The 16,907-nt window shown below is 62.1% G+C and carries 15 protein-coding genes and 1 tRNA gene; 11 read left to right on the top strand and 5 right to left on the bottom strand.

The window, feature by feature from the left end; all coding sequences use genetic code 11:
* Positions 1-67 precede the first annotated feature (67 nt).
* Entirely contained in the window at positions 68-742 is a 675-nt protein-coding gene (locus HRF45_07205; protein MEP0766309.1) for an LON peptidase substrate-binding domain-containing protein, read from the bottom strand.
* A gap of 472 nt (positions 743-1,214) precedes the next feature.
* On the opposite strand from HRF45_07205, the gene HRF45_07200 reads away from it, so the two are divergent.
* The 5 genes from HRF45_07200 to selB all read left to right on the top strand — a co-directional run bounded on the left by HRF45_07200 (position 1,215) and on the right by selB (position 7,268).
* Positions 1,215-2,579, top strand: a complete 1,365-nt coding sequence (locus tag HRF45_07200) for a C1 family peptidase (GenBank protein MEP0766308.1) — start codon at positions 1,215-1,217, stop codon at positions 2,577-2,579.
* A 426-nt stretch (positions 2,580-3,005) separates the two neighbouring features.
* Entirely contained in the window at positions 3,006-3,359 is a 354-nt protein-coding gene (locus HRF45_07195) for a cupin domain-containing protein (GenBank protein ID MEP0766307.1), read from the top strand.
* Positions 3,360-3,442: 83 nt separating this feature from the next.
* Positions 3,443-4,459: a Gfo/Idh/MocA family oxidoreductase gene (locus HRF45_07190; protein ID MEP0766306.1), complete on the top strand. Its 1,017-nt coding sequence runs from the start codon at positions 3,443-3,445 to the stop codon at positions 4,457-4,459.
* Between the two features lie 32 nt (positions 4,460-4,491).
* Complete coding sequence (locus HRF45_07185; protein MEP0766305.1) at positions 4,492-5,370, top strand: N(4)-(beta-N-acetylglucosaminyl)-L-asparaginase; 879 nt, start codon at positions 4,492-4,494, stop codon at positions 5,368-5,370.
* A 5-nt stretch (positions 5,371-5,375) separates the two neighbouring features.
* Positions 5,376-7,268, top strand: a complete 1,893-nt coding sequence (selB, locus tag HRF45_07180) for a selenocysteine-specific translation elongation factor (protein ID MEP0766304.1) — start codon at positions 5,376-5,378, stop codon at positions 7,266-7,268.
* Here the strand turns inward: selB and HRF45_07175 are convergent.
* Both HRF45_07175 and HRF45_07170 read right to left on the bottom strand, forming a co-directional pair.
* Positions 7,265-9,004: a hypothetical protein gene (locus HRF45_07175; protein ID MEP0766303.1), complete on the bottom strand. Its 1,740-nt coding sequence runs from the start codon at positions 9,002-9,004 to the stop codon at positions 7,265-7,267. The two genes, selB and HRF45_07175, sit on opposite strands and share 4 nt — an antisense overlap.
* A 342-nt stretch (positions 9,005-9,346) precedes the next feature.
* Positions 9,347-9,661 carry a hypothetical protein gene (locus HRF45_07170; GenBank protein MEP0766302.1) on the bottom strand — a complete coding sequence of 105 codons (315 nt, stop codon included), beginning with the start codon at positions 9,659-9,661 and terminating at the stop codon, positions 9,347-9,349.
* Positions 9,662-9,720: 59 nt separating this feature from the next.
* Here HRF45_07170 and HRF45_07165 point away from each other — a divergent pair, with 59 nt between their 5' ends.
* From HRF45_07165 to HRF45_07145, 5 genes are all read left to right on the top strand, one after another.
* On the top strand, positions 9,721-10,698 hold the full coding sequence (locus HRF45_07165) for a hypothetical protein (protein ID MEP0766301.1): 978 nt from the start codon (positions 9,721-9,723) through the stop codon (positions 10,696-10,698).
* Positions 10,676-11,674 carry a carbohydrate kinase gene (locus HRF45_07160; GenBank protein MEP0766300.1) on the top strand — a complete coding sequence of 333 codons (999 nt, stop codon included), beginning with the start codon at positions 10,676-10,678 and terminating at the stop codon, positions 11,672-11,674. Before HRF45_07165 ends, HRF45_07160 begins: the two co-directional genes overlap by 23 nt.
* 513 nt (positions 11,675-12,187) lie before the next feature.
* Positions 12,188-12,263, top strand: a tRNA-Gln gene (locus HRF45_07155).
* A 454-nt stretch (positions 12,264-12,717) separates the two neighbouring features.
* Complete coding sequence (locus HRF45_07150; protein ID MEP0766299.1) at positions 12,718-13,530, top strand: hypothetical protein; 813 nt, start codon at positions 12,718-12,720, stop codon at positions 13,528-13,530.
* A 39-nt stretch (positions 13,531-13,569) separates the two neighbouring features.
* Entirely contained in the window at positions 13,570-14,031 is a 462-nt protein-coding gene (locus tag HRF45_07145) for a hypothetical protein (protein ID MEP0766298.1), read from the top strand.
* Positions 14,032-14,097: 66 nt separating this feature from the next.
* On the opposite strand, the gene HRF45_07140 is transcribed toward HRF45_07145, so the two are convergent.
* Together HRF45_07140 and HRF45_07135 are read right to left on the bottom strand one after the other, a co-directional pair.
* The gene (locus tag HRF45_07140) at positions 14,098-14,328 is read right to left on the bottom strand and encodes a hypothetical protein (protein ID MEP0766297.1); all 231 of its coding nucleotides are present in this window, start codon (positions 14,326-14,328) and stop codon (positions 14,098-14,100) included.
* A gap of 10 nt (positions 14,329-14,338) precedes the next feature.
* On the bottom strand, positions 14,339-15,223 hold the full coding sequence (locus tag HRF45_07135; GenBank protein ID MEP0766296.1) for a prepilin-type N-terminal cleavage/methylation domain-containing protein: 885 nt from the start codon (positions 15,221-15,223) through the stop codon (positions 14,339-14,341).
* Positions 15,224-15,487: 264 nt separating this feature from the next.
* On the opposite strand from HRF45_07135, the gene HRF45_07130 reads away from it, so the two are divergent.
* Positions 15,488-16,900 (top strand): hypothetical protein, encoded by a 1,413-nt coding sequence (locus tag HRF45_07130; protein ID MEP0766295.1) that lies wholly within the window; start codon positions 15,488-15,490, stop codon positions 16,898-16,900.
* Positions 16,901-16,907: the final 7 nt, after the last annotated feature.

Genomic DNA, 16,907 nt, shown 5'->3' with positions numbered 1-16,907 from the left:
TAATTATTTTTTCGCAACCGTTGGGTTTCCTATTGATGAACGGGCCTGCACGAACGGCCTTCGGAGCTTAGTTCGGGCTGATCCAGTGACGAATGTGCTCATACCCGCCCGAGCGCAGCTGCCCGCTGCGAACGTAAGAGATGAGCCGATGCATCACCGGCAGCATTTCTTGGAAGCGCTCGGCGGCGCTGGTCAGCTCGAGCATGTGCTGGGCCTCACGACGGCCCATACGCAGCAGCCCCGCCATCGCGAACGAGAGCGACGTGGGGTCCTCGGTCAGCCGTATCTGCACGGTAAAGTCCAGCCGTTCCGTTAGGGCGTCTGCCAGCTCCGCGAAGGCATCCTTCGCTGCTTCGAGCAGCCCCATCTCCTCATCCGAGCCGGTCCACGCTTGGTCCGTCACCGGCTCGGCCCGTCCCACGAGATAGGGCTCCGACTCGTAGTCCAGTTCACGGATGCGGAAGCGCTCGCCGCCTTGAGCCACGATGTTCATCCTCACATCGTCCAGGCGCTCGACCTCTCGGATGGTGAGCAGGGTCCCGACGAGATAGGGCTCGACGTATTTGTCCCCTACTTCTCGGCCTTTGCGGATGAGCGCGGTGCCAAAAGGTGTGCCCTCGTCCAAACAGTCGTTGATCATGAGCCGATAGCGGTCCTCGAAGATGTGCAAAGCCACCAGAGCGTTGGGGAAAACCACGCTCCGAAGAGGAAAGACGGGAACTCTAGCGAGACCCTCGGACACGCCGGGAGTCTACCACTGCACTGCTTCAAGGCGCGGTAGACTGAGGGCCGTGAGCCGAGCGGTGGAACATACGGTGCGCAGACGGCGTCGTGACCCATTGCGGCGATTCACTCAGCCCCCGCGCACTTCCGGAACAGCGTGCTCGGGGCTGCTGGACCACGAGCCGGAGTACGTGGATGGGGGTGCACAACAGCCACGTGGGCGTCGTGCTGTACCGACCGCTGAATCCAGACCCAGGCAACGTGCCTTCCCTCAGATCGAGGTTGGAGGTCTTACCCGACTGCCGCTGGCCCGGTGCGAGGCGGGAGAAGCCAATCTCGACGAGCCGATCCACCTGGCGGAGCGGTGGCTAGGAAGACCGCTAGCGCGCTCCACCGCCCGCGAAGGTACTGGGAATAGAAGGGCCTCTGGTACACTCCGAGTCTCTTCGGCACACCATGAATCAGGCAGTCAGTCAAAGGAGAACGCAACGATGGCGTATGCACCCGTGGAGAACACCGTCAACGGCTCGATCACCCAAGAAGCGCTGACCGCGTTTCGCGAGGACTTCGCTAAAGAGCCCCGCAATCTGCTCGCTCGCAATGCCGTATCCAAGACGCCGGTCGGGCAGGTCGCGCTGAATCGCGACATCGTAACCTCGCTCGATCACACCTACTCCATCTCTATCAAGGTGGGCGAGGCTACAAGCCAGGAAAAGAGCGGGCGCTGTTGGCTGTTCGCAGGGCTCAACACACTGCGCGTAGTAGCCATGCAGCAGATGAACGTAGAGAAGTTCGAACTGTCGCAGAACTACCCATTGTTCTGGGATAAGTTGGAGAAGTCCAACTACTTCCTAGAGAGTATTCTGCTGACACTGCACGAGCCCATCGGCAGCCGACTGCTGAATCACATCCTGGCGAATCCGATTCAAGACGGCGGACAGTGGGACATGTTCGTGAACATCATCAAGAAGTACGGCGTGGTACCCAAGTCCGTCATGCCGGAGACGGAGAGCAGTAGTTCCACCTGGCCGATGACCGCGAACATCACCGCGAAGCTACGCGAGTACGCTGCTCGGTTGCGTGACAGCCATGCGAAGGGAGCATCCATCGATAGGCTGAGGGCGGAGAAAGCGGACATGCTGAACGAGGTCTACCGCATGTTAGTGATCCACCTGGGAGAGCCGCCCCGGTCGTTCGAGTGGCAGTGGCGAGATAAGGATGACAACTTCCACCGCGATGGTATCATCACGCCGCACGAGTTCTTCCACAAGCACGTGCCCTTCGATTTGGACTCGATGGTATGCCTCATCCACTGCCCCACTGCGGACAAGCGGTTCGATACCATGTACACCATCGAGTTTCTGGGTAACGTGGTGGGCGGCCAGGTCATTCGCTATCTGAACGTGGATCTGCCCGTGTTCAAGGAGGCCGCGCTGGCGCAACTGAAGGATGGACGTTCCGTGTGGTTCGGCTGCGACGTTGGGAAAGGGCTGGAACGTGAACTCGGCGTGCTGGACACTCACGTGCTCGACTATCCGCTGGTATACGGCACCGACTTTCGACTGGACAAGGCGCAGAGGCTGGACTACTGCCACAGTGCCATGAACCATGCCATGGTGCTAACTGGAGTGGACCTGGACGACTCCGGGAAACCTCGCAAGTGGCGCGTCGAGAATAGCTGGGGCGACAAGGTGGGCGACAAGGGCTTTCTGGTGATGACGGATAGGTGGTTCGACGAGTACATGTACGAGGTGGTAGTGGACAAGAAGTACCTGCCAGACTCGCTACTGCCGGTGCTTGACACCGAGCCGGTCGGGCTCCCGCCCTGGGACCCGATGGGCGCGCTGGCTCAGTGATAGCATTTGGCTTCCGACTACCCTGCAGTCGTTTTCTCTCACCACTGCGAGTCGTGAGGGTTGTGGACCGTCATGCTGAGCTTGTCGAAGCAAACGTCATAACGTCATGCTGAGCTCATCGAAGCAAACGTCATGCTGAGCCTGTCGAAGCATGCGGTCGGTTGCCGCAAGGGTGAAAACCGGAAACGAAAGGGTGCTCCAGGCGGCGTCATGCTTCGACAGGCTCAGCATGACGCAGTCCTACATGCCTCCACTGCAGAAGCAGCGGTGGGCACCGTGCGCGGGTGTGTAAGAAGCGGGACACCGAGGCCCTCCGCGTCGGCCACCATGTCGCACCGCGTGGGGGTGTGTCGGAAGCGAACTACCTCCACTGCAGAGCAGCGGAGGCATATGCGATAATACGATGACACAGAAGAGGGGAAAGAGATGGTAGTAGTGCAGTCCGAGCAACTGCCGTTCGAGGAAGTAACCTATGAAGGAGCGAGCGGCGCGTACATCAAGGAATTGCTCACGCAGCGTGAAGGCGCACCGAACTTCGCCATGCGCCTCTTCGAGATACGCCCTGGAGGGCACACCATGCATCACAGCCATGCGTGGGAGCACGAGGTATACATTCTCTCGGGCACGGGAGAGGTGCACACGGACACCGGCCCCGTCGCCGTGAAGGAAGGCGACGCGGTGCTGGTGCCCGGTGGCGAGCCACACAGCTTCGAGAACACGGGTACCTCCCCCTTCCGCTTCCTCTGCATCATCCCAGTCGAGCAACCCTGCTGTAGATAAGTGCCGTCACCACGGAGGACAGGGGACAAAGGGGTCTGTCGGTAGAATCCGCGTGTCGGCAGGCAGGAAGAAGGAGGAGGACAGTGGCCAAGGAAACGGTTGTCGTCGTTGGAGCGGGAGGCATCTCGGGCGCGTGGTTCCCGCGGCTCATCGAAGAAGGCGTAGACGTACGAGCGGTCGTGGAGCTGGATCCGAAGGTTGCCCAGAAGGCGGTGAAGCGCTACGGGCTTGGCGCGGAGGTCTCGACGGACCTGAAGGCGACGTTGCGGAAGCACCAGCCCACGTTCGTCTTGGACCTGACCACTCCAGATGCACATGCCGGAGTTACCACCACGTCGCTTAGAGCCGGCTGCCACGTGCTGGGCGAGAAGCCGATGGCAGCCTCGATGTCCGAAGCGCGAAGGATGGTTCGCACCTCGGAGCAGACCGGCCGGCTGTACATGGTGGCGCAAACCCGGCGATGGGACTCGCGTCACGCGTCTCTTCGCGAAGGGCTGCGCCGCGGCCTGATCGGCGACGTGACCACCATCAACTGCGACTTCTACATGGGTGCGCATTTCGGCGGCTTCCGTGAGCAGATGCAGAGCCCACTCATCCTGGACATGGCCATTCACCAGTTCGATCTGGCGCGATTCTTCACCGGCGCCGACCCCGTGGCGGTGTACGCCCACGAATTCAACCCGAAGGGCTCGTGGTACAAAGGGGACGTCGCAGCGACCTGCGTGTTCGAGATGACAAACGGCATCGTGTTCACCTATCGCGGCAGTTGGTGCGCGGAAGGTTGCCCGACGAGTTGGAACGGCGACTGGCGGGTTATCGGCACGAAAGGCACGATGCTATACGAAGCGAACGCGGACCCGGCGGGCGAGATTGCGCTCCCCGGCTCCGGCTTCGAGCGCAAGCGCAAGGCCGTGCGGGCACCGAAGGTGGCCGTGAAGTACCAAGGGTTCCATGGGGCGCTGAACGAGATGCTGACCTACCAGCGAAAAGGAACGCCGCCCCAGACGGAATGCCACGACAACATCGCGTCGCTCGCCATGGTGTTCGCCGCCATCGAATCCGCGAAGCGCAAACGACGCATCCCAATCCGTACCCTGTAGGAACCTCGGACGGCGAAGGGTACGATACGCGTATGCCAACGGTTTTCGTCTCCACTTGGTCTTTCGGTCGGATTTGCGTGAACGAGGCATGGAGCGTGTGGGAGCGACATGCCGACCTTCTCACCGCGGTCGAGCACGGACTTGCCCAGGTCGAGTTGGACCCCTCGGTCACCTCGGTGGGCTATGGCGGAATGCCCAACTCCGAGGGTGTGGTGGAGCTGGACGCGGGCTTGATGGATGGCGAGACCCTGAGGTGCGGCGGAGTGGCCGGGGTGCAAGGGATCGTGCCCGTCATCAGCCTCGCACGCAGGGTGCTGGAGGAGACTCCTCACGTGATGCTGGTGGGAGAGAACGCGCAGAAGTTCGCCATCCGTCACGGATTCGAGGTGCGGCAGCTACTCACCACCCAGGCACTAGAACGGTACCAGGAGTGGCAGATGAAGCAGACCATGCCCATGACCGCGCACGACACGCACGACACGTGCACTTGCGTCGGAACCGACGGCAAGCACGTAGTAGCAGGGTGCACCACCAGCGGCCTGGCATGGAAGATGCCTGGTCGCGTGGGCGACTCTGCTATCTTCGGAGCCGGACTCTATGCGGACGATGAGGTGGGTGGCGCGGGCGCGACGGGTGTCGGCGAAGACATCTGGCGCTTCTTGCTGAGCTACCGCGCGGTGGATGGCATGCGTGCAGGCCTATCACCCATGCAGTCGTGCCGCGTGGCCATCGCGGAGATGGTGAGGCGAAGACCCAACACCACCGCTCGCTGCAGCGCCGTGTTCGCCGTGAGCAAAGAGGGTGAGTGGGGAGCCGCAGCCTCCAAAGAAGGCTTCACGGCCCAAGTATGCATTGACGGCAACTTCGAAGAGGTGCCCATTCCAGGGATCGAATCGCTGAAGGAGGGCTGAGTGCCATGAAGCCGCTCATCATCGGCACGGCGGGGCATGTGGATCATGGCAAGTCCACACTGATCAAAGCTCTAACAGGCATCGACCCCGACCGTCTGCGTGAAGAGCAGCAGCGTGGCATGACAATCGATCTCGGCTTCGCGTGGTTGGATCTTCCGCGCTCCGGACGTGTGGGCATCGTGGACGTGCCTGGGCACGAGAGATTCCTGAAGAACATGCTGGCAGGCGCGGGCGGTGTGGACCTCGCACTGTTAGTGGTTGCTGCGGACGAGGGTGTGATGCCACAGACACGAGAGCACCTCGACATTCTCAGTTTGCTCGACGTGCACGGAGTGGTCGTGGCGCTGACCAAGTGCGACCTGGCGGATGGGGAGATGCGAGCGCTAGCCGCCGAGGATGTTCGTACGCTGCTCGAGGAACGCAAGCTGCCTGAACCGACAATCGTGGAGACGTCTGCCGTCACGGGAAGCGGCTTGGACGAACTGCGCGAGACGCTGGACTCTGCATTGGAGCGCATGCCGGCCAGAGACACGGGCGCACCGGCGCGCATGCCAGTGGATCGTGTGTTCACCATGACAGGATTCGGAACGGTGGTGACAGGTACGCTGGTAGCTGGAACGTTGGCAGAGGGTGCCAGCTATGTGTTAGTCCCCGGCTCGCTGGATTGCCGCATACGCGGATTGCAGGTGCATGGAAAGAAAGTCTCCCGAGCAGTCGCAGGTCAGAGGGTGGCCGCGAACCTGACCGGCGTGGCGAAGGAGAAGTTGCATAGGGGTCAAATGTTGTCCGCGCGTGGCGCGTGCGAGGAGACACTCTGCTGCGACGCCTTGATCACGTTGCTGCGCGACGCCCCGCCACTCAAGCATGGGGTACGCGTTCGCCTGCACATCGGCACGGCGGAGGTGATCGCGCGGGTCGCACTGGGATCATCAATGGACGAGATCGGGAGCGGCGAGACTGGCGCCGTGCAACTGCGATGCGAGTCGCCGATCGCATGTGCGAAAGGGGACCGGTTCGTGTTACGTCGCTATTCGCCTGGGATCACCATCGGCGGAGGGCAGATCGTACTACCAATCGCACCTAGACGCAAGCGGGCACAGATCGAGTCGGAGGCGTTTGCAGACGCGTTGTCTGCATCGCCGGAAGAAGCAGTACTGGCAGCACTCGACTCGAGCGCATCCGGGCTGGATTTCGTGCAGATTGGGCGTCTGTGTGGCCTGCAGCCCGCCGAAGCCCGCGACATCGTAGAACGACTGGGTGCGTCCGGGCGGGTGATCACGCTAGGCGAGCGGATACTAACACTACGAGGCTGGGAGGCGTTGAAGGAGGCCCTTGTGCGGCCGATTCGCACTTACCATGCGAGTCACACGACTACGCCGATGATGCCGAAAGCGACATGGGCCGCCGCGACGCCGATACAAGACGACCCCAAGGCTCTGGACGCAGCGCTGGCTCGGCTCTCGGACGATGGTCTGGTCGTTAGTAGCGGCGCGGGCGTTAGACTCGCCGACTTCCACGTGCAGGTCTCGGAAAAACAGCAGGCTCTGGTGGACCGCGTGGTGAAACTGCTGCTGGACGCAAGCTTTCGCGTGCCGACGGTCAGTGAACTCCCGCGTGTTGCAGGACTGCCCGAACCTGCGATCAACGAGGTACTGCGCCTCGCACGCAATCTTGGTCGGGTGGTGAAGGTAAGCGATGATCTGTACTACCCGGTGGAGACGGTAGAGGAGATCAAGCGACTGGTACGTGAGAAGGTCGGCTGCACGGGCGGACTGACCGTTGCAGCGTTCAGGGACCTAACACAGACGTCTCGCAAGTACGCTGTGCCGCTGGTGGAGTACCTCGATTCGATCCACTTTACCCGCCGTGTCGGGGACGATAGGGTGCTCGCCGACTAGCTCGTCATCTCGGCTGGGGCGGTGCGTTCGAGGGTGACATAGGTTGGGCACTGAGCGTTCAAATCTACGGTGACCGAGCAGCACGGAATCCCATACCTAACCACTCGAGTCACTCGCAACCTCTTCTGCAGCGCCGTAGCACCCACTATCGTGTCTCCGGTAATGCACAACGCCGCTTCCGGCATCTCGTACTCGGGGTGCAACACCACGGCAAGCCCCTCGTCGGCGAAACTCAGATCCACTCGCATGGTTCGCACGGCCTTCATTCTCTGCACTATCTCCTCGGCGGTGGCCCACTCGATCCCTCTTGGACGTGCGTGCGCCATAAAGTTGCGGAACGCCTCGGACACCGTCTTTTCTTCGAAGGAGCGCGTCTCGAAGAAGAAGTGAACGACCCCATGCGATCTTACCGCGTGCTCCAGAATCTCGAGGGCGCGTGCCGATGAGACACCCTTGCCTATGTCCGCGGCAAGGCACGGAATGCTGAGCACGGGCAGCAGCGACCCGTCTCGCCGCGCAGGTCGGAAGGGCCGACAGGTTCCAAATATGGACCCGACGTTTCCCGGCTGTCGTGGCATTCGCCCGATTTCCGCCTCGATGCCCACCCGAGCACACCATTCCCAGAACTCGTTGCGCCCATGCCACCTTCCATCCTGAATGCTTGTGGACAGTAGCTGTCGCGTTCCCAATGAGCGACTCATACGCGTCTGCTGGAAGCTCAGCCTGTCTGACGCCCAGTCTTCGGGCTCGTTCACTTCGAATTGCAGCGCCACCTCGTGGTCCCGGGTGCGCAGCGCCTTCGCCACGTCCAGGCTGAAGCCGGGGCTGCGCAGGCACCATGTCGCGCGAAGACCGACCAGGGTGGCCTGATGCAGGATGGTCTGCACGTTCTGCACGTCGGTGCCGTCGGTGCCGAAGGACACCATGCCCGTTGCTACCGCACCGTTCGGATGCGGCCAGAGAAGAAGAAGCGGTAGGCTCATCCGCTCTGCGGCGTACGCGGCCGCACGCACTACTATCCCTACCAACCGATCCACCGCCGGAAGCAAGAAAGCCGGCGGCTCGCCCGCTAGGTCGGTGGAGCGGTCGAAGTCCCAATCGAGCACCGAGCCGTCCTCGCTACGCAAGATGCCGTCGCGAATCTTCGCGGTGCCGTCGGACGCGGGTATCCCATCCATCTCCACGTAGCTGCCCTGCCTCAGTCTAACCGCCGTCAAGCCGAGGTCTGGGGCGATATAGATGGCCGTGGACGAGCCGTGTTCCTGCACCGAGAGGCCGCACAGGCCCGTCGGCTTTCCGTGGCGGTCCAGGAGTTGGGCAAGGGTCATGGTGCCGTCAGCCACCACGCACTGCCCACCGATGCAGTGGATGGGAACGGTCTCGTCACCCAGCAGGAAGTGTTCGCTGACCGGAGCCAGGTAGCCTTCGCCGAACTCGCAGTTCTCGCTTGGAGAGCGTACACCGAGATAGGCGTTCAGCCCGCAGGTGTCACCGATGCAGATGAGGGAGCCGCCCTCTTCGACATGGCGGGCAAGGAGCGTTGCAGCCTCCGGAGTGTCGGGCAGCGGGGGCACGATCAGTATCTGTGCATAGGAGCACGCGGCCTCGATCTGGTCCGCGGAGTACTTGCGAAACACCAGCCCAGCCGTTCGCAGCGCGTCAGCGACTGACGGCGCATGGGTCCAGTCAGGGCCGGTGACGAGCGCGACTCGCGCCCAGCCCTCGCTAGGTCCCATCCTCCACCCAGTGCCGTACAGGGGCTATTCGATTCGGAATGCCAGGGCCCACGGCATTAATATCGGTTCTCAGGGCCCGCGACTTTCGGGCAGAGGCGAACCAGATGCAATGGGCGGCGGAAGGTCCGGCACCCCGGTGCTATCTCCCTGGGCTCAGTTCGTGCGCCAGGGTATGGCAAATAGCTGTAAGCTGAATCCCGGTCCTGCAACGAGCTCCTTGTTCTCTCTCAGCCTCCCCCGCAGGAGCCTCCCAGCAGCACGCAGTCGGGGCGGCGCGCTCTTTTTCGTATTCTTCTCATTGAAGAACCGCGAGGCAGGCCACCCACCCCAAGGATGCAGAGGCTACTCCGCCAGCTCGCCTTTTTCGTACGCGGCGACTTGGCGGGCGATGTCCGGGATGTTCTGAATACCCTTCGAGGGGTCGGTCAGGTGCGCGCCCTCCAACACCTGTTTCACGTTCTCCACACTCACCCGCGCGCCCGCATCCTTCAGTGCAGACCGGGCCATCTCGATCACCTCGCCCTCGCTCTTTTCCGTCTTGGTCGCCTGGATGAAGTTGCGCGCAGCATCCAGCTCGGTTTGCGCGTACTTCGAACCCCCGCACCCCACGAGGAGCGCAACAACCGCGACAATGAACCCAATCCACACCCAACGCATAGGCTGAGTATACCGGGCAGTGAACAGGAGATCGGACTCGCACACCTAACCTGAGAGAGATGCCATATCCCATGTTCGACGTCAGCCGCCTACACATCGAGCCGTTCGCCAATCGCGAGAACCTGCACCGGCTGGACGAGATGCCGCGACTCGACGAGCCCTTCGAGCCGATGTCGAACCCCGACATATGCACCATCGCCCGCGACATTCTGCGTGCTCGCGAGCGGGGCGCGACGGTGCTGTTCTCAATGGGTGCGCACGTAGTGAAGTCGGGCCTGTGCCGGTTCGTGATTGACCTGATGCGACAGGGATACGTGACCCACGTGGCCACCAACGGCGCTGGGCCCATCCACGACTTCGAACTGTCCCGCTTCGGCGCAACTTCAGAGAGCGTGCCGTTCTACATCAAGCAGGGACGGTTCGGTATGTGGCGCGAAACGGCCGAGTTGAACCATGCTGCGGTGGAGGGCGCACGCGACGGCATCGGACTGGGTGAAGCCATCGGCCGGATAATCGAACGTGAGCAGTACCCCAACCGCGAGGACAGCATTTTCGCGATGGGGTATCGGCTGCGAGTGCCCGTCACCGTGCACGTCGGCATCGGCTACGACATCCTACACGAGCACCCCAACTTCGACGCGGCGGCGACCGGCCTCACCTCGTATCGCGACTTCCTCATCTACGCACACAGCATCGAGAACCTGGAAGGCGGGGTATTCCTCAACTTCGGTTCGGCGGTGATGGGTCCAGAGGTGTATCTGAAGGCGCTCTCGATGGCGCGCAACGTAGCGCGGCAGGAGGGCCGTACGATCACCAACTTCACCACAGCGGTGTTCGACCTGCTACCGATCACCGGAGACTATCACGAAGAACCACCCAGGAGTGATGCGCGCTACTACTACCGTCCCTGGAAAACCATCTTGGTACGGACGGTGGCGGACGGAGGGCGCAGCTACTACGTGCAGGGCGACCACCGGGACACCATCCGAACGCTCTGGCTAAGGCTGAGGGAGCATGACCCGCGAACATCTGGCTGAGCTTCTGCAACGCTTCCCTTCCCTCTCCATCGCCGTGGTAGGGGACTTCTTCCTGGACAAGTACCTCGAAATAGACCCATCGCTTTCGGAACGCTCGCTGGAAACCGGCTTGGAGGCGTACCAGGTTGTGAAGGTGCGGAAATCCCCGGGAGCGGCGGGCACGGTCGCATCCAACCTTAAGGCGCTAGGAGTGGGGGCGGTGCACGCAATGGGCTTCGTCGGGTGCGACGGCGAGGGCTTCGACCTCGTGCGGACACTGCGGAACCATGGCATTGAGACGGGTTCGGTGATCAAGTCACAAGGAATGCTTACACCCACCTACATGAAGCCCATGGCGGCGGGTCGCGAGATGGAGCGGCTCGACATCCAAAACCGCAAGCCACCTTCGCTCAAACTGCAGAGAAAGGTGATCGGTGCGCTCGCGAAAGAGGCACCGCGATTGAGCGGTGTGATGGTGTCAGACCAATGTGCCCATGCTTTCGGGTTAGTGACCGAGTGGATGAGGGAGCGACTGATGGATTTGGCGCGGGACTTCCCTGCCCTCACGGTGCTGGTGGATAGCAGGTCGAGGATTGGGGAGTTTCGGGGAATGTGCGTCAAGCCGAATGCATCGGAGGCTGCCAGCGCTCTCGGGCACGAGGTAACCGCGGGTAACGCGGTGGATGCGGCACGGGCGCTGCGCGAACGTGGGGCGACTCGGGCTTTCGTAACCCTCGGGGCGAAAGGCATCGCATTCTGCGGCGAGGACGGGGAGGGCCTCGTTCCAGCCCCCGCTGCTCCCGAGGAGATTGACACCGTCGGCGCAGGAGACGCGGCTGCTGCGGGCATGCTATGCGCGCTGTGCGTTGGGGCGGGCACGCGAGAGGCGGCCGAGTTGGCGAACCTATGCGCTGGCGTGACCATCCGCAAACGTGGCGTCACTGGAACCGCCTCTCCGAGAGAGGTGACGGAGTTGGCGGCTGCTTCGATACCTTAAGGAAGCCGAACACCGAGGCCCTGACACTTCCGACAATGGGTTTATGAGCATCTACTAGAGCTGCTTCTTCAGAACCTTAGGGGGAGCGGACCGGTCGGTCGGGGCCGCTTCGAGTAGCCCTTCGGCCACGGCCCATCGGAAGAACACCCGTAGGTGATGGTGTAGGAAGCCTACCGATGTATCGATCATGCCATTGTCTATCGGGTCCGAGAGGAATGCCCGAAACAGTATCGCGCCAATGGCCTGAAGTACCACATACCAGCGAACGCATCGACTTTTCGGTGGCGTAGCGATACCTAGCGACCATCTTTGCGGAACGTCACGAAGCCTGTTGCCGACGTAGTCGGAACACGTCGGCGGATTCGGCCAGAATCAGATGCTGAAAGTGGGTCATCGGCTTGTCCTTTCGCGGACCCCTCGACACGTTGTCACCGGCTGTCTGAAGCGTCGTTATGGCCGATTTCGAACCTAACTTGACCCCGCCGAGGTCTGGATGCTAAGATGCAGCGTCGCTGCCGGATAGCTCAACTGGCAGAGCGCCTGACTCTGGATCAGGAGGTTCTAGGTTCGAGCCCTAGTCCGGCAGCCACTTCATTGTCGAGGTCCGAGGTGCGGCCCTGCGTCTTCTGCGGGGTTTCGGGTCGAGCGCACATCCTTGTTTGCTAGCGGGAGAGGGCGAGCGCCCCGGCAGCGGTCAACTAGGAAGCACCACCGGCGAACACCTGGCCGCGATAGGCGCCGGCGAGCCAGGCGGTTGTCCGGGCTCCCGCGACTGGACCGTGGAGGGGTGGAACCTCTGGGGCTTCGCGAGCCTGCTCGCGCTAGGCTAAGGCCGCGTCAGAGCGGGAGCGGCATCTGGCTGCAGGCAGGTTCAGCATTGAGAGATTGCGAACAGGCTCGCGAAGCCCAAACGACAACCCGAACTCCTCTGCTGCAGGAGCAGAGGTAGAACGGAGGACCGCCGCTCACCAACACCACGGCTGTAACAGGAGAACGGAGCCGTAGGCCCCTCGGTCGGCTCCCGAATCGGCCACAATGCTCCCATGCAAGGACAGTGCGTTCGAGACAGGCTCTGGTTGTGGGGTCACCGGGAGGGCAGTCACAACGGCGCTGCATGGGGTCTCCCCGGCGAGTCCACCATCACCCCGGCGCAGGCATGCGAGTACATGGGTGTCCCTAACCTCATAATGGTAGTATATGGTGGAGACCCTGCCCCGCCGTTCGAACCAGTCGCGAAGAGGTACGACCACCTAGACAGGGTCGTGTGGTCCATCGTGGGCGACGCGGGCAGCACCCGCAACGATACTAACACCGATCTGGACGAGGTCGTAAGCCTATGTGAAAGGCACCCCAACGTGGTCGGCGCTATCATGGACGACCTGTTCTTCGATCCGAAGCCGGATGGCAGCTTCGCACGCTTCAGCGCCGATGACCTATCTCGCTTTCGCTCCAGTCTGCAAAGCACACGCAGACCGCTGGACCTGTGGGTGGTAGTGTATCGTCAGAACCTCGATCAGCCTATACTATCACACCTTGCAAACGCCGATATTGCGACCTTCTGGACGTGGCGTGCGGAGGACCTAACAACCCTGGCAGACTCGTTCGCGCGGTTCGAAGCGTTCGCGCCGAAAGTGCGCAAGGTGTTAGGGTGCTACATGTGGGACTACGGCACCAACACACCCATGCCGGTCGAGCACATGCAGCATCAGTGTGAGATGGGAATGCGATGGCTCCGGACCGGTCGCATCGAAGGCATAGTGTTTCTCGCCACCTGCATCTGTGATCTAGGCCTGGATGCCGTGGAGTGGACCCGCGAGTGGATTGCTCGCGTCGGCGCGGAGACTCTACCTCGTTAGGCCCGTCAGGGGTATTCTCACTGGTAGAGGAGGTGAAGCATGGAGCAGAAGAGCGCGGAACAGAGCCCGGACATTGCGCCGAAGTCGCGTCGCACGCTGATTTTGGTGTTGGTGGGCATCGCAATCGCTATAGTGCTATACGTGATCGGCTTTGTGAACGGCCGTAGCCAAGTGGGCGACCTCCGCACCCAGTTGGACGCGGCCCAGGAGAACCTGGCTAAGGTCACTGAGCAGCGGGACGTGGCACTGGCTCGATCGCTCCTGTATCGAACGGCGGCCGATCTCGAAGAGCGCAACTTCGGCAAAGCACAGGAGAGACTTTCGGAAGCTGCGACTATCCTGAGCACACTCGCTCCCGGCGGTGGCGTGGGTGGTGACGGGATTCGTGCAGTGCAAAAGCAGGTGGAAGAGACCCGGATAGATGTGAGCACCAACGTCGAGACGCAGCGATCCGCCGTGCTAGAGATGGCAAAACGGCTCGATTCGCTGCAGCCGCGGTAGCATACCGCTTCGGCTGTCGAGAGCCATCAGCCCTCCCTTCCCGGAGGAGAGGGAGGGCTAACTCTTTCACTGACCGCCTTTGGCTTGGCCGCCGCCGGGTGCGCCGGCGGTACCGGGAATCGGCGAGGGCGGCAGGGCGCCCTCGCCAGGAGCCGGCATGTCGGACTCCTTGATCACTTCGTACGTCCCGCTGCCGGGGCCGGCAGGCGATGCGTACTTCCACACGATCACGCCGGCTACGACAACCACTACGATGATGATGAGCGCGACAACCTTCGGGTCAAGACTCTGCTTCATCCTTGCGCCTCTACCTTATAGTGTCCCACTGATACTCGTCTAGGTCCAGGATATGCCTCTGGAATGGGTTGACGCCGCGGATGAGCTGCCCCAGCCTCTGACCGCTCGCATGTCCGTCCGCGAACGACAGGTTGAACACCTGGCCGCCGCTGAAGAACGGGAAGCAGCCGCCCCACGCGTTCCACAGTGCCTTGCAGCCTGGGCTATTCGGGTCGCCGTTGTTGGGCGGGTAGTAGCATCTCCAGCCACCGAGCCAAGCCCGCAGGTCGGGGAGAGCAGCAGGAGCATCCACCGCCCAGCTACCGCCACCGCGCGGTCGTCCCGAGACCTCGCGCCCTCCGATCGAGTCCACGAGCAGAATCGTCCTTGCGGGAGAACCTATAGACGACCAAGCCACGTTCTTCATGGTTGCCGCTTGGTCAAAGGTCACGGGGTATGAGAGCCAGTTGTAGTTGAGCCCGTAGCTGGAGCGCCAGGCCCACGCCCAGTGGCGCAGCGCCGTCTCTGTCGGCGGAATGTAGGCGTCGGTGGTTGGGTGCCGGGACAGCATCTCGTCGTTGGTGTTAGGGTCCGCAGGACAGCGAAAGACGCCCCAGGACTTCGCGTACGGCTGGACGTTCTCCGGCCAGGGCATGTCGTGCTCGCTCCTTCCTGGCCCATGCCATGCGCCGAAGAAGGGAGAGCCGAATCCCCACGAGTTGACGGGCACGCAACGGTTGCCGTTGTCGTCGCGGTACATGAAGATCGCGTGGGCGCACTGACGGAGGTTGCTGATGTCCTGCGCACGCTTGGCCTGTTCCCTCGCCTGGCCGAACACAGGGAACAGCATGGAGGCGAGGATGGCGAGCACGGCTACGACCACTAGGAGCTCGACGAGGGTGAACGCAGCACCCACTGCGGCGGGCCTCTGACGCCCTCCAACGGAGAACCGCTCCGTAGTCAACCTGCGGTTGAGCACGAGACGAGAGCTTCGCCTCTATCGCAGCACGTCCTGCTGCTGGCACCAGCGACTCGTCTGGCCATACTAAGTAAGTAAACGTACTATCTATCTTGACCAATTCTCACCCACAGATGATACACTAGGAGCACGGTACGATACGGCGGCACTGATGAGTTTATGTTAGTGTCGTGTACAATAATCGAACGGAAGTAGGACTACATGCGGAATTGCTTTCCCATAGCTCTCTTGTGCGTCGTCTGCACGGCTTACGCCGACGATTGCCCATGGGGGAGAGTCGTAGCGTCGTCCGGCCCACCGGACATTGCCCTGGTAGGACCCTCGCCGGACCCGTCAGACCCCGAAGTGGGCGTGCCGCGCATCGTCTCTGGTGCGGAGTTGCCGGCTGCTGCGTTTCAGTTCACGCTGCCGCCAGCAGGCACGGCCTACCACCTGACCAAGCTCCGAGTGTATGCCGACCTGGCCTACGGCAATGGATTCCCGGCACAGGTCGAACTACGCGTCTTCTACGATCAGGCTGGCGCGCCGTCACCGCAGCAGGTGCCAGGCTCGTCAAGAGCGGCCTCCCCAGCGATCGGGCTGGCTCGCACTGCAAACAACGTCGACTACTGGGCCCAGTTGCGTCTTCAGTCGATGGTAGGTGTTGACTTGAGCTTCAGCCCGGATCTCGTTCTGGATCCCGGCACTTACTGGATGACGGTCGCGGGGGCCGATGCACCGCTGGCGCTGTATGCAGGGTCTGCGGGCGGGCAACCGAAGGCCACAGCTGGCACGTGGATGTGGAATGGACAGCAGTGGACCCTGGTGGACCAGCCCGAGCCGGGCACGCAGTGGCAGATGCCTGGGTACTCGACGGCACTAACACCCGGGGGCGTCAGGCCCAATGAACTCCCTGACACATCCAAGTACCGCATTGCCTACGCACTCGAAGACCTCATGCAGGGGGGCCTGCTCAAGGCGTCGCTGGTGGTGGACGGTTGGGCGGTGCCCGCTGACCCCTACCGTAACAGGTATTTCCGCGAAGATTCGGCAGGGATCCAAGACCCGCCAGCGCTCACCCCGGAAGGGCTGCGTTACAACCGAGACTGGCACCTGGTCGTTGACGTGCTGTACTGCGAACCGGAGACGGGCCGTCCGTTCATCGTGGACACGTTGGCGTTGGGCCTACCTCTCGGGAAAGCAGGAGTCGAGATGCCCGTGTCCTCAGGTCGGGTGGCGGTCGGCGAGTACGAGGTTCGGATCTACTCCCGTCACCACTTGGTCGGCCGCTGGAAGTGCGACAACCTTACGCAGACACCCTACCGGGGGATGGGCCACGGCCACGTTCCTCTGGCACTCCCCAACGTCCAGATCGCAGCGTGCCAGGACACCGACCTGGGCCAGATCACAATGGCTAACGGCGACGGCGACCTGGACTGCGAAGTCGGCATGGCCGATCTCAGCTTCGCCCTGCTACGTTTCGGAGCCACGGTACTGATGGACTCGGGCTGTCCGCCTTCAGGGTGGAACAGCTACTACTCCAGCATTGATGCCGATTACAGCGGGGTCATCGACATTGCGGACCTGAACGTTGTCCTGAACAACTTCGCCCAAACCGGCCCGCACCGCTGGTAGACGTCGA

This window comes from Fimbriimonadia bacterium (genome assembly GCA_039961735.1).
Taxonomy (GTDB): domain Bacteria; phylum Armatimonadota; class Fimbriimonadia; order Fimbriimonadales; family JABRVX01; genus JABRVX01.
This window is presented reverse-complemented; position numbering and strand designations above follow the sequence as displayed.